Source organism: Castellaniella sp., from assembly GCF_049651205.1.
GTDB lineage: Bacteria > Pseudomonadota > Gammaproteobacteria > Burkholderiales > Burkholderiaceae_B > Castellaniella.
In genome coordinates, this window is record NZ_JBASBR010000011.1 from 102,747 (window position 1) to 123,471 (window position 20,725).

At 58.1% G+C, this 20,725-nt stretch carries 15 protein-coding genes and 1 rRNA gene; 10 read left to right on the plus strand and 6 right to left on the minus strand.

Features of this window, described 5'->3' with window-relative positions:
* Positions 1–70: 70 nt before the first annotated feature.
* The 7 genes from hrpA to WA928_RS07235 all read left to right on the plus strand — a co-directional run bounded on the left by hrpA (position 71) and on the right by WA928_RS07235 (position 12,194).
* Positions 71–3,895 (plus strand): ATP-dependent RNA helicase HrpA, encoded by a 3,825-nt coding sequence (gene hrpA / locus WA928_RS07205; RefSeq protein WP_424301566.1) that lies wholly within the window; start codon positions 71–73, stop codon positions 3,893–3,895.
* Positions 3,896–3,931: 36 nt separating this feature from the next.
* Positions 3,932–7,411 (plus strand): DNA polymerase III subunit alpha, encoded by a 3,480-nt coding sequence (gene dnaE / locus WA928_RS07210; protein WP_424301519.1) that lies wholly within the window; start codon positions 3,932–3,934, stop codon positions 7,409–7,411.
* Positions 7,412–7,481: 70 nt separating this feature from the next.
* Positions 7,482–8,585 (plus strand): glycosyltransferase family 4 protein, encoded by a 1,104-nt coding sequence (locus tag WA928_RS07215; protein ID WP_424301522.1) that lies wholly within the window; start codon positions 7,482–7,484, stop codon positions 8,583–8,585.
* Entirely contained in the window at positions 8,582–9,418 is an 837-nt protein-coding gene (locus tag WA928_RS07220; protein WP_424301525.1) for a polysaccharide deacetylase family protein, read from the plus strand. Before WA928_RS07215 ends, WA928_RS07220 begins: the two co-directional genes overlap by 4 nt.
* A gap of 35 nt (positions 9,419–9,453) precedes the next feature.
* Entirely contained in the window at positions 9,454–10,206 is a 753-nt protein-coding gene (locus WA928_RS07225; RefSeq protein WP_424301528.1) for a glycosyltransferase family 2 protein, read from the plus strand.
* Between the two features lie 57 nt (positions 10,207–10,263).
* Positions 10,264–11,004: a polysaccharide deacetylase family protein gene (locus WA928_RS07230; protein WP_424301531.1), complete on the plus strand. Its 741-nt coding sequence runs from the start codon at positions 10,264–10,266 to the stop codon at positions 11,002–11,004.
* Positions 11,005–11,054: 50 nt separating this feature from the next.
* Positions 11,055–12,194 (plus strand): glycosyltransferase family 4 protein, encoded by a 1,140-nt coding sequence (locus WA928_RS07235; protein ID WP_424301533.1) that lies wholly within the window; start codon positions 11,055–11,057, stop codon positions 12,192–12,194.
* Positions 12,195–12,198: 4 nt separating this feature from the next.
* Here the strand turns inward: WA928_RS07235 and WA928_RS07240 are convergent, their stop codons facing one another.
* Both WA928_RS07240 and WA928_RS07245 read right to left on the minus strand, forming a co-directional pair.
* Positions 12,199–12,963, minus strand: a complete 765-nt coding sequence (locus tag WA928_RS07240; RefSeq protein WP_424301536.1) for a YdcF family protein — start codon at positions 12,961–12,963, stop codon at positions 12,199–12,201.
* A complete protein-coding gene (locus WA928_RS07245) occupies positions 12,960–13,874 on the minus strand; it encodes a glycosyltransferase family 9 protein (RefSeq protein ID WP_424301539.1) in 915 nt (304 codons plus the stop codon). Before WA928_RS07245 ends, WA928_RS07240 begins: the two co-directional genes overlap by 4 nt.
* A gap of 169 nt (positions 13,875–14,043) precedes the next feature.
* Here WA928_RS07245 and msbA point away from each other — a divergent pair, with 169 nt between their 5' ends.
* Together msbA and WA928_RS07255 are read left to right on the plus strand one after the other, a co-directional pair.
* A complete protein-coding gene (gene msbA / locus WA928_RS07250) occupies positions 14,044–15,858 on the plus strand; it encodes a lipid A export permease/ATP-binding protein MsbA (protein ID WP_424301542.1) in 1,815 nt (604 codons plus the stop codon).
* A 108-nt stretch (positions 15,859–15,966) separates the two neighbouring features.
* Positions 15,967–16,404, plus strand: a complete 438-nt coding sequence (locus WA928_RS07255; protein ID WP_424301545.1) for a hypothetical protein — start codon at positions 15,967–15,969, stop codon at positions 16,402–16,404.
* An 87-nt stretch (positions 16,405–16,491) separates the two neighbouring features.
* Here WA928_RS07255 and rng read toward each other — a convergent pair whose 3' ends face one another.
* From rng to WA928_RS07275, 4 genes are all read right to left on the minus strand, one after another.
* Positions 16,492–17,967 (minus strand): ribonuclease G, encoded by a 1,476-nt coding sequence (rng, locus tag WA928_RS07260; RefSeq protein ID WP_424301548.1) that lies wholly within the window; start codon positions 17,965–17,967, stop codon positions 16,492–16,494.
* Between the two features lie 115 nt (positions 17,968–18,082).
* Positions 18,083–18,610 (minus strand): dTDP-4-dehydrorhamnose 3,5-epimerase, encoded by a 528-nt coding sequence (rfbC, locus tag WA928_RS07265; RefSeq protein ID WP_424301551.1) that lies wholly within the window; start codon positions 18,608–18,610, stop codon positions 18,083–18,085.
* Complete coding sequence (rfbA, locus tag WA928_RS07270) at positions 18,607–19,482, minus strand: glucose-1-phosphate thymidylyltransferase RfbA (protein ID WP_424301554.1); 876 nt, start codon at positions 19,480–19,482, stop codon at positions 18,607–18,609. The genes rfbC and rfbA overlap by 4 nt, the downstream gene beginning before the upstream one ends.
* Before the next feature lie 305 nt (positions 19,483–19,787).
* Positions 19,788–20,054 (minus strand): hypothetical protein, encoded by a 267-nt coding sequence (locus tag WA928_RS07275; RefSeq protein WP_424301557.1) that lies wholly within the window; start codon positions 20,052–20,054, stop codon positions 19,788–19,790.
* A gap of 165 nt (positions 20,055–20,219) precedes the next feature.
* Between WA928_RS07275 and WA928_RS07280 the strand changes: the two genes are divergently transcribed.
* A 16S ribosomal RNA gene (locus tag WA928_RS07280) occupies positions 20,220–20,725 on the plus strand; the annotation flags it as partial.

The window sequence follows — 20,725 nt, forward strand, 5'->3', positions numbered from 1 at the left end:
CCTCAAGGGCAGCTTTTCTGTGGAAACCAAACTTTTGCCAGACCAGACACCTCCGCCACGTCATCCAACGCTGCAACAAGCCCCAGCCACCCGGCGCCCGCGCAAGCGACGCCCGCAGGCGTCGCCCCCCGGTGCCGGGGCTGGCGATCGGCCCTTGCCGCTGATTCAGTACCCGGAAGACCTCCCTGTCAGTGCGTGCCGTCGGGAGATCGCTCGGGCGATCACGGATAATCAGGTGGTTGTGATCTGTGGTGAAACGGGGTCTGGCAAGACCACGCAGTTGCCCAAAATATGCCTGGAGCTCGGCCGCGGCCGCCAGGGCATGATCGGCCATACGCAACCTCGCCGGCTTGCGGCTACTTCTGTGGCACAACGGGTGGCGCAAGAGCTGCACACCGAGTTGGGCGATTGGGTTGGCTATCAGATCCGCTTTGGCGAGCGTACCAGCCAAGGGACGGCCATCAAGCTGATGACGGACGGCATCTTGCTGGCAGAGACGCAGCGTGATCCATGGCTGCGTCGCTACGATACGATCATTATCGACGAGGCCCATGAGCGCAGCCTCAATATCGATTTTCTGTTGGGTTTTCTCAAGCGCCTGCTGGCTCGACGCGATGATCTGAAACTGATCATCACTTCAGCCACCATCGATGCGCAGCGCTTTGCGCAGCATTTCGGGCAGGGCGATAAGCCAGCCCCGGTGATTCAGGTGTCCGGTCGTCTGTTTCCGGTTGAGTTGCGTTACCGGCCGGTGCGGGCAGAGCAGCCGGCGTCAGAGATCGGCCGTGCTGACGAAGAACGGGATCTGGTAGACGCCGTGGTCGATGGTGTGGCCGAGTGTGCGCGTCATGGTGCAGGGGATGTGCTGGTTTTTTTACCTGGAGAACGCGAAATTCGGGAATGTGCCGAGGCCTTGCGCAAGCAGCATCCGGCAGGCGTATTGGTGCTGCCGCTGTATGCGCGATTGTCGCGGGCAGAGCAAGAGCAGATCTTTCACCCGCGTAGCAATCTCAGGCGGGTGGTGCTGGCCACCAACGTGGCGGAAACCTCTCTCACAGTGCCCGGAATCCGCTATGTCGTGGATAGCGGCCTGGCCCGGATCAAGCGATATTCCTGGCGCAGCAAGGTCGAGCAGCTGCGGATAGAACCCATCAGCCAGGCATCGGCCAACCAGCGCGCAGGCCGCTGCGGCCGGCTGGGTCCGGGGGTGTGCGTCCGTCTGTATGCCGAAGAAGATTTCACGCAGCGTCCGCCGTTTACCGATCCGGAAATCCTGCGTTCGTCTCTGGCTGCCGTTATTTTGCGTATGAAAGCGTTGCGGTTGGATGATGTCGAAGCGTTTCCGTTTGTTGAGCCGCCCACGGGCAGGGCGATTGCCGATGGCTATCAACTGCTGCAGGAACTCGGTGCGCTGGATGAGCAGAACCATCTCAGCGCAGTGGGCAAATCCCTGGCCAAGCTGCCTGTTGATCCGCGTGTTGCGCGGATGATCTTTGCCGCCCACGAGCAACAATGCCTGACCGAAATCCTCGTCATCGCCTCGGCGCTGTCGATTCAGGATCCGCGCGATCGGCCCATGCAGGCGCGCGATGCGGCGGATCAGGCGCACGCGCTTTTTCGGGACAAGCAGTCAGAGTTTTTGGCCTGGCTGAAACTATGGGAGTGGTACCGGGATCAGGTGGCGCACAAGGCCTCTCAGCGCAAGTTGGTCGAGCAATTGCGTGCAAAATTTTTGTCACCAGTGCGCATGCGCGAGTGGCACGACACACATGTTCAGCTGCTGACGCTGGCACGAGAGCAAGGCTGGCGCCTGAACCAGACACCAGCCACCCGGGAGCAGATACATCTGGCCTTGTTGGCGGGGTTGCTGGGCAATATCGGTATGAAGTCCGATGATGCCAACCTCTATCAGGGGGCGCGAGACATCCGGTTTGCCATTCACCCTGGCTCGGCGCTGCAAAAAAAGGCAGGCCGCTGGGTGCTGGCCGCCGAACTGGTGGAAACCACGCGTTTGTATGCACGCTGCGTGGCACAGATCGATCCTGTCTGGGTCGAGAAAGCAGGCGTCCATTTGTTGAAAAAGGCCTGGTCTGATCCCCGGTGGGAGAAAAAAGCCGGGCAGGTGGTCGCCAACGAGCGTGGCACTGTGTACGGCCTGCCGGTGTATACCGGGAGGCGGGTGCATTTTGGGCGCATTGATCCCAAGGCTGCACGCGAAATCTTTATTCGGGATGCGCTCGTACCGGGCGATATTGATAGCAAGCTTGCATTTATTGCGCATAATCGCCGGCTGATCGCCTCCATCGAGCGCCTCGAACATCAGAGCCGGCGGCCTGACATCCTGGTCGATGATGCATTGATCTATGCCTTTTACGATCAGCAGATTCCGCTGGAAATTTGCCAGACAGCCTCTCTTGAGGCCTGGGTGGGGGCACTTGGGCGCGAGCAGGCCGAACGCCTGAAGCTGAGTCGTGATGATCTGATGCAGCATGATGCTTCGGGGGTGACAACCGAAGTGTTTCCCCGACGTCTGTCGTGGGCAGGCACCGACCTGGCGGTTGATTATCATTTTGAACCAGGGTCTCCGCGCGATGGGATGACGCTGACCGTACCCTTGTTTGCCCTCAATCAGCTGGATGCCGGCCGGTGCGAGTGGCTGGTGCCGGGGATGCTGAAGGACAAGGTGCATCTGTTACTTAAATCCTTGCCGCAAAAGTTGCGCCGGCGGTGCGTGCCTTTGCCGGATTACGCGGCAGGATTCCACGAGCGCTGGTTCGAGCGTGCCGCAGACCCTGGCATGAGTCTGACTGAAGCCCTGATTCAGGATATTTGGGAGCAACAGCAGGTACGGGTGTCAGCGACGGATTTCAAGCTGGAAACCTTGCCGGCGCATCTGTTCATGAATTTCAAGGTGGTGGATGAGCATGGCCGCATGTTGTCTGGTGGTCGCAGCCTGGATCAGTTGCGCGCCGAGCACGGTCGCGAGGCCCAGGCCTCATTTCAACAATTGGCAGCACGGGACCGGGATGCAGCGCAGGTGCTTGAGCATGAGGGCCTGACCGCATGGACGTTTGGCCCCTTGCCAGAGCTGCTTGAAATTCGTCGTGGCGGGCAGTCTCTGATCGGATATCCGGCCTTGCGTGATCGTGGGGAGTCGTGTGACCTGGATGTGTTCGATGATCCGCAGCAGGCCCGCCGTGTGCATGCCGCCGGGCTTCGCCGCTTGTTTCGGCTGGCGTTGCGTGAACAAGTCCGTTACCTGGAAAAAAATCTGCCGGATCTCACCCGTATGGCTATGTTGTACATGGATTTGGGTAGCCAGCAAGAATTGCGCGACCAACTGATTGATGCCGCCATCGGCCAGTCGTGCTTGGGCGAGCCCTGGCCGGAAAACAGCGATGCGTTCGATCAGCGTTGCCAGGATGCGCGGGCCAGGCTGACACTGTTGGCTCAGGAGCTTGCCCGGCTGACTTTGCTGATCTTGCAGGAGCGGGCGCAATTGCTGAAAAAACTGCCTCAAGCCAAGCCGTGGCCCGAGGCACAGCAAGATATCCGCCAGCAGCTGCTTGCACTGGTGGGCCCGCGATTTATTCAAGATACGCCTGCAGAGCAGTTAAAACATTTTCCGCGCTATCTCAAGGCGGCGCAGGTGCGGATCGACAAACTGCGTGAAGACCCCGCCAGGGATGCCAAGCTGATGGCCGAGTTCTCAACGCTGATGGTGCCCTGGCAACGTGCGCGGGCTGCGCTCAAGGGGGCGCCAGATGCGTATCTGGATGTGTTTCGCTGGCAACTCGAGGAATTGCGGGTGGCCTTGTTTGCACAGGCGCTGCGCACGCCGTTTCCGGTATCCGTCAAACGTTTGCAGAAGGCCTGGCAAGCCATGCCGCGCTAGGCGCCTCTGGCGTCCCGCCTTCAGTACAATCCTCGCATGACAATGTCTTCTGCTTCTCCCTCTTTTGTACACTTGCGCAGCCACTCAGAATTCTCGGTGGTGGACGGTATTGCGCGTATCCCCGATCTGGTAAAAACAGCCAAGTCGTTTGGGCAGCCGGCTCTGGCTCTCACCGACTTATGCAATCTGTTTGGCTGGATCAAGTTTTATAAGGCCGCACGCAAGGCGGGGATCAAGCCTATTGCCGGGGCCGATGTCTGGCTTGGCAACCCCGACGATCCCGACAAGCCGTTTCGGCTTGTCCTGCTGGCAACCAGTCATGCGGCCTACCTGGATTTATGCGGTCTACTCAGCCGTGCCTGGACAGAAAACAGCCAGCGCGGGCGGGCCGAGATCAGCCGTGAGTGGCTGTCTGGCCGTGCGGGCCTGATTGCTTTGTCGGGTGGTCGGGCCGGAGACATCGGGCATGCGCTTGAGGCAGGGCGGGCCGATGAAGCCCGTCGTCTGGCCCGGCAGTGGGTTGCGGATTTCCCTGGCAGTTATTTCATCGAGCTGCAACGAGCCGGTTTTGAGGGTGATGAGGCTTACGTGCAGGCAGCGCTGCAACTGGCCTCCGAAACAGACGTGCCGGTAGTAGCCACGCATCCTATTCAGTTCATTGCGCCGTCTGATTTCCGGGCCCATGAGGCCCGTGTCTGCATTGCTGAAGGCGAGCTGCTGGGCAACTCGCGACGCCCCCGGCGGTTTACCGCCGAACAATACATGCCGGATTCTGCCGAAATGGCGCGGCGCTTTGCGGATGTTCCATCTGCGTTGGCCAACACGGTGCAGATTGCCCGTCGTTGTAACCTCACGCTTACTTTGGGTCACCCTGAGCTGCCCCTGTTTCCCACGCCTGATGGCGTCACGCTGGATGATTACCTGGTGCAGCTGGCCAATGATGGGTTGCAGCGCCGGATGCGCCAGTTATATCCAGACGAGCAAGAACGCACGCACCAGATGCCTGTCTATCAAGAGCGGCTGGATCGCGAGTGCCAGACCATCGTTGGTATGGGATTCCCAGGTTATTTTTTGATCGTTCAGGACTTCATCAACTGGGGCAAACACCATGGAGTGCCTGTGGGCCCAGGCCGTGGATCGGGGGCCGGCTCTTTGGTGGCCTACAGCCTCGGGATCACGGATCTGGATCCGCTGCGATACGACTTGCTGTTCGAGCGCTTTCTCAATCCGGAGCGCGTGTCCATGCCCGACTTTGACGTCGATTTCTGCCAGGACAACCGCGAGCGGGTAATCGAGTACGTCAAAGAGAAGTATGGCCGTGATGCGGTCAGCCAGATCGCCACTTTTGGTACATTGGGGGCCAAAGCCGTGGTGCGAGATGTCGGGCGTGTGCTCGAGATGCCCTACAGCGTGTGCGACAACCTCTCCAAAATGATTCCGTTCAATCCGGCAGACCCCTGGTCGCTGGAGCGCACGCTGGAAAACGAGCCGGCATTTAAAGAACGTTACGATTCTGATGAAGAAATCCGGGCGCTGATTGATCTGGCTCGGCCGCTTGAGGGATTGACCCGAAATATCGGCATGCACGCGGGTGGCGTGATCATCGCCAGGGGCAAACTAACGGATTACACCCCCCTGTATTGTCAGCCTGGCAGTGAAACAAGCGTTGTCTCGCAGTACGACAAAGGTGATGTCGAAGACGTCGGCCTGGTGAAATTCGACTTCCTGGGCTTGCGTAACCTGACGATTCTGGATTGGGCGGTGCGCTATGTGCGCGAATTCAATCCGCAGATGCATGATTTTGACATCATGGATCTGCCGCTGGATGATGCGGAAACCTACGCCTTGCTGTCGTCCGCCAACACAACGGCTGTGTTTCAGCTTGAGTCGCGAGGGATGAAAGAGCTGCTGAAAAGCATGCAGCCCAACACCTTCGAAGACGTCATCGCCTTGCTGGCTTTGTTTCGGCCAGGTCCACTCGAATCCGGCATGGTGGTGGATTTTGTCAATCGTAAGCATGGCCGTGCAGAAGTCGATTATTTCCACCCCGACCTCGAACCCGTCCTGAAAAGCACCTATGGTGTGATTGTGTATCAAGAGCAGGTGATGCTGATCTCCCAGATCATCGGCGGATACTCGCTGGGCGGCGCCGATCTGCTGCGCCGGGCCATGGGCAAGAAAAAGGCCGAGGAGATGGCCAAGCACCGCGCAATCTTCCAGGAGGGCGCGGTCAAGAAAGGCTATGACGCCGATCTTGCGGCGCACTTGTTCGATCTGATGGAGAAGTTTGCCGGCTATGGTTTCAATAAAAGTCACTCTGCAGCCTATGCCCTGATCTCCTACCAGACTGCCTGGCTCAAGCGCTATCATCCCGCCGAATTTCTCGCGGCCACCATGCTGTCGGACATGGATGACACCGACAAGGTGCAGATCTTTTGGCGGGATGCCCTGGATAACGGCGTTGCAGTGTTGCCACCCGACGTCAATGCCTCAGGGTTTCGGTTTGCCCCGGTGGCCGATGCGTACACCGCACAGGGTCAACCGCCGCGCACCATCCGCTATGGTCTGGGCGGGGTCAAAGGCACCGGGCAATCGGCTGTCGAAGCCATCCTGGCGGCACGCCAGGCCGATGGCCCATTTGCCAGCCTGTTTGATTTCTGTGCGCGGGTGGATCGCCATGCCGTCAACCGGCGTACCATCGAAGCGCTGATCCGTGCCGGCGCCTTCGATACTCTCGAAGAAAACCGTGCCGCCTTGCTGGAAACGTTGGGTAGTGCAATCGATGCTGCAGAGCAGGCCGAGCGCAATGCCAATCAGGCCTCCTTGTTTGCCGACGAATCCGACCAACTGGTGGCGGGTGAGTTGGCCCGGGTAACGCCCTGGGATCTGCAGACCCGGCTCACAGAAGAGAAATCAGCGCTGGGCTTTTATTTTAGTGGCCATCTCTTTGAGGCGTGGCGCGATGAGATCCGTCGAGTGGCCCCTACGCCGCTGGCGCGTCTGGCGCCTGCGCGCGGCCAGCAGTGGCTGGCAGGCGTGCTTGCCGCCGTGCGTCCCCGCATGACGCGTCGTGGGAAAATGCTTTATGCCTTGCTGGATGACGGTAGCGCACAGGTCGAGATCGCCATTTTCAACGAGTTGTTCGAGCAATATCGCAACAGCCTCAAAGAAGATCGGCCGCTGGTTATCCAGGGCCGCGTCAGCCACGACGAATACTCCGGTGGCTTGCGGGTTTCTGCCGATGACCTTTACGATCTGCAGCGCATCCGTGAAACCCGTGCCCGCAGCTTACGGCTGGTGGTGCCGGCCAAGGTTGATCCGGCAAGCCTGCAGCAATTGCTCGAGCCCTGGCGGTCTGCGGAAGCAGGCGTGCCCGTCGAGTTGCGTCTGCAAGACCCGGCTTTCTCCTGCCTGCTGCGCCTGGGCGATACCTGGCGCGTCCGCATGGACGATGCTTTGCTGACAAGTGCCCGACAGTGGCTTTCCTATGACAACGTCGAGGTAAATTACGGATGAAGATGTTGCCTGCTGCCTTTTCAGGGTGGATGTCTCTGGTGGCTAGGTTGATGCTGTGGTGCGCGCAGCGATGAGGCCGCTGCGCATTGTCCATGCCGAGGCGGCTACCGGTTTTGGGGGCCAGGAGCGTTATATTTACCGGCTGATGCTCGCATTACGCGCGCGGGGCCATCATGTGCAGGCGATTTGCCAGCCTCACGCCCGCTTGACTACCCAGCTGCGTGAAGCCGGTTTTGCAGTTGAAACCCTGGCCATGGATGGGCCCTGGAACCATCTCAAAGGTTTGCCCCGCTTGGTGCGTTTTCTCAAGGCAGGGCGGTTTGATGTGCTCAACACCCATAGCCGTCGTGAGACGTTGCTGGTGGGGGCAGCCGGCCGGCTGGCGGGCGTGCCGCTTGTGGTACGCACACGTCATCTGGCCAAGCCTGTGGGGTCGCTGTTGGCTTACACCCGCGTCCCCAAGCGGGTAATTACACCTAGCGAGTTCGTTCGTCAGCATCTCATACAAAGAGGCGTCAAGCCCGAACACGTGGCCGTGGTGCCGCCTGCTGTGGATTTTCCGGATCCCATGCCCCAGCCCGTCTTGCGTACTGAACTCGGCCTGGATGGTCAGGCGCTGATTGTTGGTAGCGTGGGTGTCCTGCGTGCGGAAAAAGGTCATGAACAGCTGCTGGCGGCCATGGCCCCTTTGTTACAACGCTATGCACAATTGCACTTTGTCGTGGTGGGCGGCGGCGAGGCCGCTCGCACAAAGTTGGCCTCACAGGCCCAGGCTGCAGGTGTAGCGGATAAGGTACATCTGCTGGGGGCCCGTATGGATGTGCCGGCTCTCTTGCCAGATTTTGATATCTTTGCACTGGCTACCCATATCGAAGCGGCTGGGGCTGTTTTTATTGAAGCGGGGGCAGCAGGTTTACCGGTGGTAGGTACCCGGGTGGGGGGCGTACCTGAGATGATGCGCGAGGGCGAAACAGGCCTTTTGGTACCCGTTTTTGATATCCCAGCCTTGAGTACCGCGATTGAGCGCCTGATTCTCGATCCGGCCCTGCGCCGGCAGATGGGCGAAGCCGGACGCAAATTCTGTCTCGGTGACGGCCGTTTTACGCGCGCTGCCCTGGGCCAACGCACCGAGCAGTGCTATCAGCGCTGGCTACAGGAGATCAATGCATCATGACGCGTCAGATTGTGCCCGTGCTCATGTATCACCATGTCCACCCGGGGGGCGGTATGATCACCACTACACCAGAGCACTTTGAAGATCAGTTGCGTTGGTTATCGCGGCAGGGTTACCACACGCTCAGCACGACAGAATTCACCCATTTTCTAAACCATGGCCAAGCGCCTTCCAAGGCGGTGTTGCTGACGTTTGATGATGGTTACCTGGATAATTGGGTTTATGCAGCACCGCTGCTTCGGCGCTACGGGATGCGGGCCACTGTGTTTATCGTCACAGGCTGGATTGGAGACGGGCCACAGCGCCCGTGTCTGTCTGACGGTGCCTCATTGCCCGAAACCCCCGATCACCACGAGTGTGAACGACGCATTGCGCACGGTGCCGCAGACGAGGTGATGTTGCGCTGGTCTGAAATCGGTACGCTGATTGAGCAGGGGGTGATGGAATTTCATACCCATACCCATACCCATACGCGATGGGATAAACAGGCGGTCGATAAAAACGCCCATATGCACGAAGAACTGTCACAATCCAGGCAGACACTGGTGCAGCGTCTGGGTTCTGTGTCTGATCACTTGTGCTGGCCTCAAGGCTACTTCGACCCCGATTACGTCAGGATTGCACAAGAGCTGGGGTTCAAGTATCTGTACACCACGCGCGCCTTTGGTCGCAACCGGCCAGGGATGGATCCCGCGTCGATTTTCCGTTTTGCGGTTCGTGATACGACAGGCGCGTCTCTGGGACGCCGGGTGCAGGTGGCCGGCAGCCCGGTACTGGCGCCTCCCTTCAACGCCTGGAAGCGCTGGAAAAAAAGCCAGCACTACAAAGACTAAGCGCTTATGCCAACTTGCCATTCAAGATGCCGCTCATGAGCCTCTCTGTCATTGTCATCACAAAAAACGAGGCGGCCCGGATCGCGTCGTGTCTGGAGTCGGTCAGCTTTGCCGATGAAATCATCGTGCTGGATTCTGGCAGCACGGATAACACGTGTGACATTGCACGCCGCCTGGGGGCGCTTGTGCACAGCAGCCCTGATTGGCCCGGATTTGGTCCGCAAAAGAATAGGGCACTTGCCTTGGCAACCGGTGATTGGGTGTTATCCATTGATGCGGATGAACAGCTGAGCCCTGAGCTGGCTGCCGCGGTTCGTGCGGCCATTCAGGCACCTCAGGCAGATGCTTACCAGATGGCACGCCTGTCAAAATTTTGCGGCAAACCCATCTGGCATAGCGGCTGGTGGCCAGATTATGTGCTGCGTCTGTTTCGACGCGAAGCTGGCCGTTTTACAGATGCGGCCGTGCATGAAAGCGTGCAGGTTGTTGGGCAAACCGCCACACTGCCTGGGCACTTTTTGCATGATCCCTATGCCAGCCTGGAAATATTCATCGACAAGATCAATCGGTACTCCACCGAGGCCGCGCTGCAGGCGTACCACAAGGGGCGGCGCACCACGCTGTTGGGCCCCTTTGGGCATGCGTTCTGGACATTCCTTCGCCATTATTTTTTTCGGCGCGGGTTTCTCGATGGCTGGCGCGGGCTTGTGCTGGCCGGAATGGCGGCAACCGGCAGTTTCTATCGTTATGTCAAACTGTTTTGGCTGGGCCGCCAGTCGCCATCCTGATCTGTTTGTGCCTGGTGGCCGGTTATTGTGACAACCCCTTATTCTTATAATTCGCGCATGATTCCCATCCTGATGTATCACCAGATTGGCGAGCCCAATCCCAAAGGCACTCCTTACCGGGGGCTGACGGTGCACCCGCGCGACTTCCGGCGGCAAATGGTCTGGTTGCGCCGCCTGGGGTATCGTGGTTTGTCGATGGCGCAATTGATGCCTTATCTGCAAGGTAAGAAAACAGGCAAGGTATTTGGCCTGACCTTTGATGATGGCTATCAAAATGTCCTGGAGCACGCCTTGCCTGTCCTCGAAGACTGCGGCTTTCATGCCACCAATTATTTTGTGGTGCGTATGTTGGGCAAGACCAATACCTGGGATCGTGCCGAAGGGGTACCCGCTGCTGCGCTCATGGATGTGCAGGGGCTCAGAGAGTGGTTTGCCGCAGGCCACGAGGTGGGGTCTCATACCCTCAATCATCCGGTTTTGCCAGGTTTGTCGCCAGAATTGGCACTTAACGAAATCCGCGATTCACGCGAGGCACTGGAGCAAATCACAGGCGCGCCGGTCAAGGCGTTTTGTTATCCCTATGGCAAGTTCACGCCCGAGCTGGCTGCCTGTGTACGTAATGCCGGCTACGAAACTGCCACCACCACCGCCGGTGGGCTGGTGCGCCGCTCCGATGACCCCTTTGCCTTGCCCCGGGTGGCTGTGATGCGCTCAACCCTGCTGGTTCGCTTCCTGCAGAAATGCCTCACACCCCTTGAAGATCGCAAGCGTATCCGTCAAGAACAGAGGCTGACGTGATAGTGCCCAATGGTTCCCCGGTTCCATCGCCCGCACCGGATAGCCAGCCTTTGTCGATCGCCTTTGTGGTGGATCGTTTTGGCAATCGTTTCGGTGGAGCTGAAGCCTATGGGGTGGCCCTGATGCGCGAGTTGTCTGCCGCGGGTCACCAGATCACAGTATTTGCTCGCGAGTACGATCCGGCCTGCGACCTACGATTGCCCTATCGTGCCATTCGCGTCAGTACTCGCTGGCCAGGCTGGGTACGAGCTTGGCTGTTTGCCCGCCGGGCTGCGCGGGCAACGCAGGCGGGTTTTGATATCGTTCATTCACACTGCAATGGCTGGTGCGGGGATGTTGAGGTCGTGCACGTCACGCCGGTGCGCTATCGGTGGCGTGTTCAACCCATGGCCCGGCTCAAGCGCTGTCTGTCCTATCCCAGCCTTCGGGTGCAAACATATCTTGATCTCGAGCGGCGCCGGATGGCTGCGCGCCCCGGTCATCGAGTGGTGGCTGTTTCCCAGTTGATCGCTTATCAGCTCGATCAGGCATACGGGCCGTTTGCATGTCCGTTACCGGTGGTTCCGCCAGGCGTATCGGTGGCGCCCGCCGGTGCGGCAGAGGCGCGTGTTCGTGCCCGTGAGTCCCTCGGGTTGGATTCACACCTGACGCTATGCCTGCTGGTGGCCCGCAACCCTATGCGTAAGGGGTTGCCAACGGTACTGCAGGCCCTTGGTCAGTTGCCTGAGGATGTGCATGTACTGGTGGTGGGGGCTAATGCGGCTGCCCGCACCTGCGTGGGCCAGGCGCCGCACGCAGTCCGTCAGCGGGTTCATCTGGTGGCAGAGACCGCGCAGGTGGCACCGTACTATCAGGCGGCCGACATCTACGTACACCCCACGCTTAATGACAGCTTCGGGATGGCGCCTTTGGAGGCGATGTCGTTTGGTTTGCCAGTGATTCTCAGTCCGGCCCCGTGGTGCGGTTTTGCGCAGTATGTACAGGCTGGTGACGAGGCGCTGGTGCTAAGCCATCCCGAGCGTGCTGATGAGCTGGCCCAGGCGATTGTGCGGATTCGCACGGACGCTCCTTTGAGACAGCATCTGCAAGAAGGCATGCGGGCGGTGCTTGCGCGCCATGCATGGCCTGAAGTCGCGCGCCAATATCAAGCTGTTTATTCCGTCGTCCTGGCGGAAAAAAAAGCCGCTTAAGCGGCTAAACCCAGCCTCTCAGCCAGTACACCAGCAGCCCCAGATACTCTTTCACGATCGATCGGCTGGCGTTCAGCGCGCGTAGGTCGGGCAGCCAGAATGAAAAATCCGGCTGATCAGGTACGACGATTTGTGGTGGCGAGGGGGCTGCGACAGGGTTTAAGCCCTGCTTTTGAAAGCTGGCCATGGCGCGTGGCATGTGCAGCGCGGATGTCACCAGCAAAAAGGCTGTGATGTCATGTTGGCGCAATAATTTTGCTGTATACGCCGCATTTTGATGCGTTGTCAGGCTCTGACTTTCTTCAAGAATTGCCGAGGCTGGCACCCCCTGGTGCTCCAACGCCGCTGCCATCATGCGTGCTTCACTGACGCCGCCATCCAGTGCGGCACCCGAGACCACTACTAATGGCGCACGCTTGGCTGCGTACAGCTTGGCGGCGGTATCGGTTCGTAGCACTGTTGAAGCAGGATCCAGGGGTTCAAACCAGTTGCTGCGTCCGTTGGCCGTGTTGCCTCCAAGCACCACAATGGCCTGCGCCGTGGGCATCGTTGCTGCCGCACGGTAGGGGTATCGCTGCTCAAGCAAGCCGCCCGCCCACAAGGATGTGGTGGGCAGCGACCAGAACACTACCCACGCCAGTGCTGCGATCGTCAGGATGGCAGCGGTCTTGCGCCAGCGGACGATCAACAGAATCACGGCAAGCAGCAGCAGGGTGATCGAGAGATTGAGGGGGATTACCAGATTGGCCAGGAATTCGGACACATTCATGCGCTGGATACATTCTCCATCATGGTCAAGGCAGTGTTCAGGACGTCGGGAGCGCTGGGCCAATGATCCAGCTTGCCCAGACGGGTGGCCTGGTTGGACCAGGGGCCTGTGCGTAAGGGGTCGGTGACTCCAAACAAGGTGATCTGGCGTGCGCGTGCGGCAGCAGCTAGATGAGAGACGCCAGAGTCGTTGCATACAACCAGCCCGGCGGCGTGAGTAAGGACGGCAAAGGTGCCCAGACCCATGGCGGGCAGCAATTGAACGCTGGGTGCGGCAGCTTGTGCTGCGACCTGCTCGCCAGCAGGGGGGGCCATCACCACGGTAAAGCCGCGCGCCTGCAAGGACTGGCTGAGGCTGTCGAACCCGGTCCAGGCCTTGATGCGTCCCTTGTGCAGGCCTGTGGCCGTGGGTGCGATCAGGACAAAGCGACCAGAAGCCAGCCCTGCCTCAGCCATGATGTTTGCTGCCTGCTGTTCATGCAGGGCGGTGGGCCGCCAGTTAAGCTCCGGGGCTGGTTCGGCGTGGGCAACTGGCAATTGCCAGTGCTTAAGTGCGTACCGGGTGAGATGGTGCCACGATTGCACGGCATGCAAACTGGCGTCTGGCTTGCGGCAAGGCCAACGCAAAATCAAGCTGCGGCCATCGTCCCGATATCCGGCGCAGGGGATTCCTGCGAACCGGAAGGACAGGGCGCTGGAAAGTGAATCGGGCAATAGCAGGCCTCGGGGGGCTGGTTGCCGGGATTGCTTGAGGTGCTGGCGGACAGCCGCGCGGTTGGTGCGCCAGGAAGAAGTCATAGGGACGAACCCGGCCAATGGATAGGCTGCCAGAAGATCCTGGGCCCATGGGCGTGCGCACACCACAACAGGAAGCCCGGTGTGCAACAGCAGCTCGATGCTGGGCAGGCTCATGCAGACATCACCCACCCAATTGGGTAGGCGGACATATAAGGTGGGTCTGGCAGTGGGTGGCAACGCAGAAACTCCGGCGGCCCGTAGCGGCCTAGGCCTGGCCACGGGCTAAAATGCGTGATTCACGACAGTATATAAGAGAGTGTGAGGCTTGAAACCTGAATCTAATATGGCTGACAGCCAGCCGGTGCGCCTCGAGATGTGGCGGCAGATCTATCTGCGCTTGGGAAAAGACTGGAAGGTAGCCCTGCTGGCACTGCTGTTGCTCAGTGTTGCCTCTGCCACTCAACCGCTGCTGGCTGTCATCATGAAACCGCTGCTGGATGAAGGCTTTACGGGCGCCCGCCCATCATATATTTGGTCGATCCCATTGGCCGTTGTGGGCCTCATGCTGCTACGCGGCATCACGACGTTTGGCGGCACTTATTTGATGTCCTGGGTGGCCAATAACCTGTTACTGGGCTTGCGTTCAGAGATGTTTGAACGCCTGATGGCCATGTCGGATGAAACCTTCCGAGCCCGTGATCGTGGGCGCCTGCTTAATCGGTTCACCATCGATGCAGGCAATGTGGCGGGTCTGTCCACAGAGGTGATCCGTGTCATTGTGCGCGAGTCCCTCACGGTTGTGGCCCTGCTGGCTGTGCTGCTGTACATGTCCTGGCAACTGACCCTGATTGTGCTGGTGATGTTGCCCCTGTCGGTGCTGACTGGTCGGTATTTTGTGAAGCGCTTGCGCCGTATCAACCGCGATACTATCAACATGAACGCCGAGCTCACCCGCGTGGTGTCCGAAGGTATTGCAGGGCAGCGCGTCATCAAACTGTTTGACGGCTATGCGCGCGAGCGTGATCGCTTTGCCTATATTAATGCTCGTTTGCGCCGGTTTGCGATGCGGGCAGCCAGTGCGGATTCCGCCATGTCGCCGATCTCACAATTTTTTGTTGCCCTGTCTGTGGCGATTGTGGTGGCGGTTGCCCTGTATCAGGCCAATCATCAGGGGCTCACCGTAGGAAGTTTTGCCGCTTTCATGGCAGCACTTGGGCAGATTTTTGATCCTCTCAAACGCCTCACCAACATTGCTGGTGCAGCCCAGCGCATGCTGATTTCAGCCGAAAGTGTTTTTTCCCTGATCCAAGAGCCCGCCGAGCAGGACACGGGCACCCGGGACATCGCCGGGCGGCTGTCTGGGCAGGTTCAGTTTTGCGGGGTAAGTCACCGCTTTGCCGATGCGTCGCGCAATACGCTCGACAACATTGTCCTCTCGGTCCCCGCCGGCCAGACCATTGCGTTGGTTGGCCGGTCGGGCAGCGGCAAGACCACATTGGTCAATATGTTGCCCCGCTTTATCGAGCCCACCGACGGCCAGGTGCTTATCGATGGTATTGATATCCATGAGTTTCACTTACGGGCACTCAGGTCGCAGTTGTCATTGGTCAGCCAGGACGTCGTGATGTTTGAAGGCAGCATTGCCGACAACGTCGCTTATGGTTCCCAGGCCGATGTACCAGAATCACGGATCCGTGATGCACTGGAAGCCGCCAGTTTGCTCGAGTTTGTCGACAGTCTGCCAGAGGGCATCCACACACAGGTGGGCTCCAATGCCAGCGCAATGTCCGGTGGCCAACGCCAGCGCCTGGCCATTGCCCGGGCGCTCATAAAGGATGCACCGATTCTGATCCTCGACGAAGCGACCTCAGCTTTGGATAATGAGTCCGAGCGGCAGGTGCAAGCTTCTCTGGAACGCTTGATGGCGGGGCGCACAACGCTGGTCATTGCGCACCGCTTAAGTACTGTGCAAAAGGCCGATCGCATCATCGTCATGGATCAAGGGCAGATAGCGGAAGAGGGCACCCACGCCGATCTGCTGGCGCAAGGTGGGCTGTACGCCAACCTGTATCAGCTGCAATTTATCGATGACTCGGCGTCAGACCAAGGCACTTCGGCATCAGACCACAGCGCTTCCGTGCCGGGCCGGGCGTCTTGAGAGTGCATATCATTTGCCAATCACACGTGGTTAGATAAAGAGTCTGCTCGTTTATTTATGATTAGCCCGACCGTTCTCCTCACCCCGATTTTTGCCATGGAGTCTCCCATGAAAACGCTGTATGCCCTTGCATCCTTGTCTGTTCTGTCCGCCTGTGCCGGCCAGCCACAAGGCCTCACCATCAATCAGCTCGAGACCCCCGCCTATCAGCTCACCGAACGCAGGCGCCTGCCCATCGATTTTGCCGGCGTACAGCAAAATTTGTTTCGTCACGCAAAGCTGTGTGGAGATACCTATACCTTCGAGATGGTGCCCCGGGAGTCTGCGTATGGTCGTGTGGTGTATCGCCCCACTCCTGATGCCGGTTGGGACCGCAGTGTGGTGCTAAGCCTAACCTTGCTGCATAACCGTACGATCAACGTCAAGGCGTACAGCTACTATGCCGGCGAGATGGATCGAGTGCATCAGATGTTGACTGCGATGATGAAGCCCGAGTTATGTCATGCAGACAGCAGTTGGGAAAACAAGCTGGATGTCGGTGAGTAGGCATCCAGGCCCCTCGGTGGCAAGGGGGTAGTGGCAAGCTTGTCACGTGCCTGAGGCCAGTGGGTTGCAGTAAAGAAGCTGCGTTATCTATAACAACACCAGATCGTACTGCTCCTGGCCGTAGCCGGCCTCAACCGCCAAAGAGATCGGTTTGCCTACGAAGTCACCCAGCATCGCCAGGTGCTGGCTTTCCTCTTCCAGAAACAAATCCACCACTGCTTGCGAGGCCACGATCCGGAACTCGGCTGGATCAAACTGCCGGGCTTCGCGCAGGATCTCGCGCAGGATCTCGTAGCATAGGGTTCTGGGTGTACGCACCGAGCCCCTGGACTGACAGGTGGGGCAGGGCTCGCACAACTGGTGCGCCAGTGAGTCTCGGGTGCGTTTGCGTGTCATCTCAACCAAGCCCAGCTGGCTGAAGCCGCTGACTGTCACGCGGGTGCGATCATGTGCCAACGCTTTGTGCAGTTCTGCCAGCACAGAGGCTTGGTGCCCCGCATCATCCATGTCAATGAAGTCCAACACCACCATGCCGCCCAGATTGCGCAGCCGCAGCTGTCGGGCGATGGCCACGGCAGCTTCCAGATTGGTCTTGAAGATCGTGTCATCAAAGTTGCGGCCGCCAACATAGCCACCGGTGTTGACGTCCACGGTGGTCAGGGCTTCGGTTTGATCGATGATCAGATAGCCACCTGATTTGAGATCAACCCGCCTAGACAGTGCCCGGGCGATTTCTTCGTCTACATTGGCAGTATCGAACAGCGGGCGATTGCCACTGTAGTGATCGATGCGATCCACCAAGGACGGCGTGTAATGTTGTGCCCAGCTGATCAACTCTTGGGTAACAGTACGCGAATCCACCAGGATGGCGCCTGTATCTGGAGTTGCCATATCACGCAATACCCGCTGAGCCAATGTCAGTTCGATGTACACAGGAGAGGGCGCCGGCACCTGCCCGATGCGGGCCTGGATGTTGCTCCATAGTGTCCGTAAATACAGGATATCCGCCTCAAGCGCTTGGTCGCTGGCGCCTTCTGCTTGTGTACGGACAATAAACCCACCAGGTTCATCCTTGGGCTTGAGTGCCACGATTCGCTCGCGTAGCGCATCACGTTCTGTTTCGTTATCGATACGCTGGGAAATCCCGATATGAGGCTCGTGTGGCAGGTAAACCAACATACGTCCGGCAATACTGATGTGTGTGGATAGTCGTGCACCTTTGGTGCCGATGGCGTCCTTGATCACCTGCACCAAAAGAGACTGGCCTTCAAACAGCAGTTTTTCTATCGGCGTCTGCTGGCTGTGGTCGCTATTGTTGCGGGCATGACGATTTTGGCGCAAATCGGCCACATGGATGAAGGCGGCCCGTTCCTGTCCGATATCCACAAAGGCGCTTTGCATGCCTGGCAACACCCGGGCGACGCGCCCCAGATACAGATTGCCTACGTGACCGCGCTGGATGCTGCGTTCGATGTGCAGTTCTTGCACCACGCCCTGCACAGTAACAGCAACCCGGGTTTCAAAGGGTGTGATGTTGATCAGAATATCTTCGCTGGCGGGCATGGTCTCTGGCAGGTTTATAGGGTTTTAGGAGATGTTCAATATCTGGCAAAACTGTATCACCATCCGTCTGATGCGACAGTGCAGGCAGGGATTGCGAGTGATAAGTAAATAAATCTTAGGGGGAAAGCGGCTTTAGCTGTTGGTCTTTATCAGATAGCACGGGTTGCTTGATCGGCCATGCAATAGCCAAGACAGGGCAATCCCAGGCAACACCGGCCTCGTCCTGTGGCCTGTAATAATCGGTGCACTTATAGTGCAATAGCGCGGTTTCGCTGGTGACACAAAACCCGTGCGCATAGCCTGGGGGGATCCATAATTGCCGGTGATTTTCACCAGACAACTCCAGCGCCACGGTTTGTCCATACGTGGGTGAGGCCGGATCGATATCGGCAGCGACGTCAAATACGCTGCCGGCTAGCACCTGAACCAGCTTGCCCTGGGGGCGCTGTCTTTGATAGTGCATGCCTCTCAAAACCCCTTGATGAGAACGTGACAGGTTGTCCTGGACAAAAGCCTGATCGATTCCGGCCTCGTCCCGGTAGCGCTGTTCGCTAAATAACTCCGCAAACAAGCCGCGGGAGTCGGCGTGTACTTGCGGTTCGATGATGCGCACGCCCGGCAGGCAGGTGTCAATGACCTTCATACGCTGTGCTCCTGGGCCAATGCCAGCAAATACTGGCCGTAGGCCGTTTTGGCCAGGCCCTGCGCCTGCGTCAGCAATTCGGATCGTGTCAGCCAGCCATTGTTAAAACCAATTTCTTCGAGGCAGGCAACTTTTTGGCCCTGACGCTGTTCGATGGTATGCACATATGTGCCGGCATCCAGCAGGCTTTCGTGTGTGCCGGTATCCAGCCAGGCAAAGCCGCGGCCAAGGGTTTGGACGTTCAATGTGTCCTGCTGTAGATAGGCCTGGTTGATGTCGGTGATCTCCAGCTCGCCCCGTTTGGATGGCCGAACCGAACGTGCGATATCCACCACCTGGTTGTCGTAGAAATACAGGCCAGTGACTGCATAGGCAGATTTCGGATTGGCTGGCTTCTCTTCGATGGATATGGCTCGTCCCGTCTGGTCAAACTCAATCACGCCAAAGCGTTGAGGGTTGGCTACACGGTAAGCAAAGATGGTGGCGCCAGTGCTTCTGCGTACGGCTGTATGCAACATCTCGCTAAAACCATAGCCATAAAAAATATTGTCACCCAAGATCAGGCACACAGAATCCTGTCCAATGAAGTCCGCACCAATCAAAAAGGCCTGGGCGAGGCCTTCGGGCGCAGGTTGTATAGCGTACTGAAGCGAGATACCGAATCTGGACCCATCCCCCAGCAGACGGCGAAATCCCGGGAGATCCTCTGGTGTGGAAATCACCAAGACCTCCCGGATGCCAGCCAGCATCAATACCGACAGCGGGTAATAAACCATGGGTTTGTCATAGATGGGTAGAAGCTGCTTCGAAACCCCGCGAGTAATCGGGTGCAGTCGGGAGCCGGTACCACCGGCCAAAATAATGCCTTTCATCTTGATGTGTGTATCTCGTTGATTTCTATAAAGTTTGTATCTGGCTTGATTCTGGCCGGCCAGAGAACGCTCAGCCTATGTTAACTGCTTCCGGTACGCAGTTTGCGCACAACAAAAAAAGCGTGCTATAGTTCGGTCTCTTCGCCGCCGGGCAGTCAGGGTTAACCCCGACAACACAGGGTAAAACCAGTGGGTTTGGCAAGCCGAAGCGCAGTCATTTGAAGGCAATGGTCTCGATGGTTGTGCGGGGGTAAAAGGGCGAGGCGCCGGTTTCGGCCGGTGGCAGTCTGGCTTGACATTAACACTTAGATGTGTTTTAATTTCGGGCTCGACGAGGGGATGAAGATTTCCTTGTCAAGGCGCTGCGAGGCAGTGTTCAAGCGGTTTTTGCCACGATGTGGCAAGTCAATAACCGGTTGAGTCACCCACCCCAGCTGCTTGACAAGATTAAAAAATTTCTTCATAATCTCGTTTCTCTGCTTCACGCAGATTTGTTCTTTAAAAACTAAACAGCCGATAAGTGTGGGCGCTTGATAACAGGCAGCACAGCCCGGCGATGCGTTGATTCTCACGGATCATGCATTGCGCGGAAATGCACAAATGTTATACCAAGTGCTCGCACAGATAGAAATGAAGAAGTAAGGTTAAAACCAAGCTTTGTCATTTCTTTTGAGTGATGCATAGCGAGCGTAGCTTCTCCATTCCTTCGGGGATAAGAAACTACGATTACAGGAATTAAACTGAAGAGTTTGATCCTGGCTCAGATTGAACGCTAGCGGGATGCTTTACACATGCAAGTCGAACGGCAGCACGAAGAGCTTGCTCTTTGGTGGCGAGTGGCGAACGGGTGAGTAATATATCGGAACGTGCCCAGTAGCGGGGGATAACTGGCCGAAAGGTCAGCTAATACCGCATACGTCCTACGGGAGAAAGGGGGGGATCGCAAGACCTCTCACTATTGGAGCGGCCGATATCAGATTAGCTTGTTGGTGAGGTAAAGGCTCACCAAGGCCGCGATCTGTAGCTGGTTTGAGAGGACGACCAGCCACACTGGGACTGAGACACGGCCCAGACTCCTACGGGAGGCAGCAGTGGGGAATTTTGGACAATGGGGGCAACCCTGATCCAGCCATCCCGCGTGTGCGATGAAGGCCTTCGGGTTGTAAAGCACTTTTGGCAGGGAAGAAAAGGCTCGGGATAATACCCTGGGCTCATGACGGTACCTGCAGAATAAGCACCGGCT

Excerpts from the sequence above, each read along its gene's own strand:
- rfbA (WP_424301554.1), bottom strand. The coding sequence starts at position 19,482 with ATGAAAGGCATTATTTTGGCCGGTGGTACCGGCTCCCGACTGCACCCG.
- WA928_RS07220 (WP_424301525.1), top strand. The coding sequence starts at position 8,582 with ATGACGCGTCAGATTGTGCCCGTGCTCATGTATCACCATGTCCACCCG.
- WA928_RS07225 (WP_424301528.1), top strand. The coding sequence starts at position 9,454 with ATGAGCCTCTCTGTCATTGTCATCACAAAAAACGAGGCGGCCCGGATC.
- rng (WP_424301548.1), bottom strand. The coding sequence starts at position 17,967 with ATGCCCGCCAGCGAAGATATTCTGATCAACATCACACCCTTTGAAACC.
- rfbC (WP_424301551.1), bottom strand. The coding sequence starts at position 18,610 with ATGAAGGTCATTGACACCTGCCTGCCGGGCGTGCGCATCATCGAACCG.
- WA928_RS07255 (WP_424301545.1), top strand. The coding sequence starts at position 15,967 with ATGAAAACGCTGTATGCCCTTGCATCCTTGTCTGTTCTGTCCGCCTGT.
- msbA (WP_424301542.1), top strand. The coding sequence starts at position 14,044 with ATGGCTGACAGCCAGCCGGTGCGCCTCGAGATGTGGCGGCAGATCTAT.
- WA928_RS07230 (WP_424301531.1), top strand. The coding sequence starts at position 10,264 with ATGATTCCCATCCTGATGTATCACCAGATTGGCGAGCCCAATCCCAAA.
- WA928_RS07240 (WP_424301536.1), bottom strand. The coding sequence starts at position 12,963 with ATGAATGTGTCCGAATTCCTGGCCAATCTGGTAATCCCCCTCAATCTC.
- WA928_RS07245 (WP_424301539.1), bottom strand. The coding sequence starts at position 13,874 with ATGAGCCTGCCCAGCATCGAGCTGCTGTTGCACACCGGGCTTCCTGTT.
- dnaE (WP_424301519.1), top strand. The coding sequence starts at position 3,932 with ATGACAATGTCTTCTGCTTCTCCCTCTTTTGTACACTTGCGCAGCCAC.
- WA928_RS07215 (WP_424301522.1), top strand. The coding sequence starts at position 7,482 with ATGAGGCCGCTGCGCATTGTCCATGCCGAGGCGGCTACCGGTTTTGGG.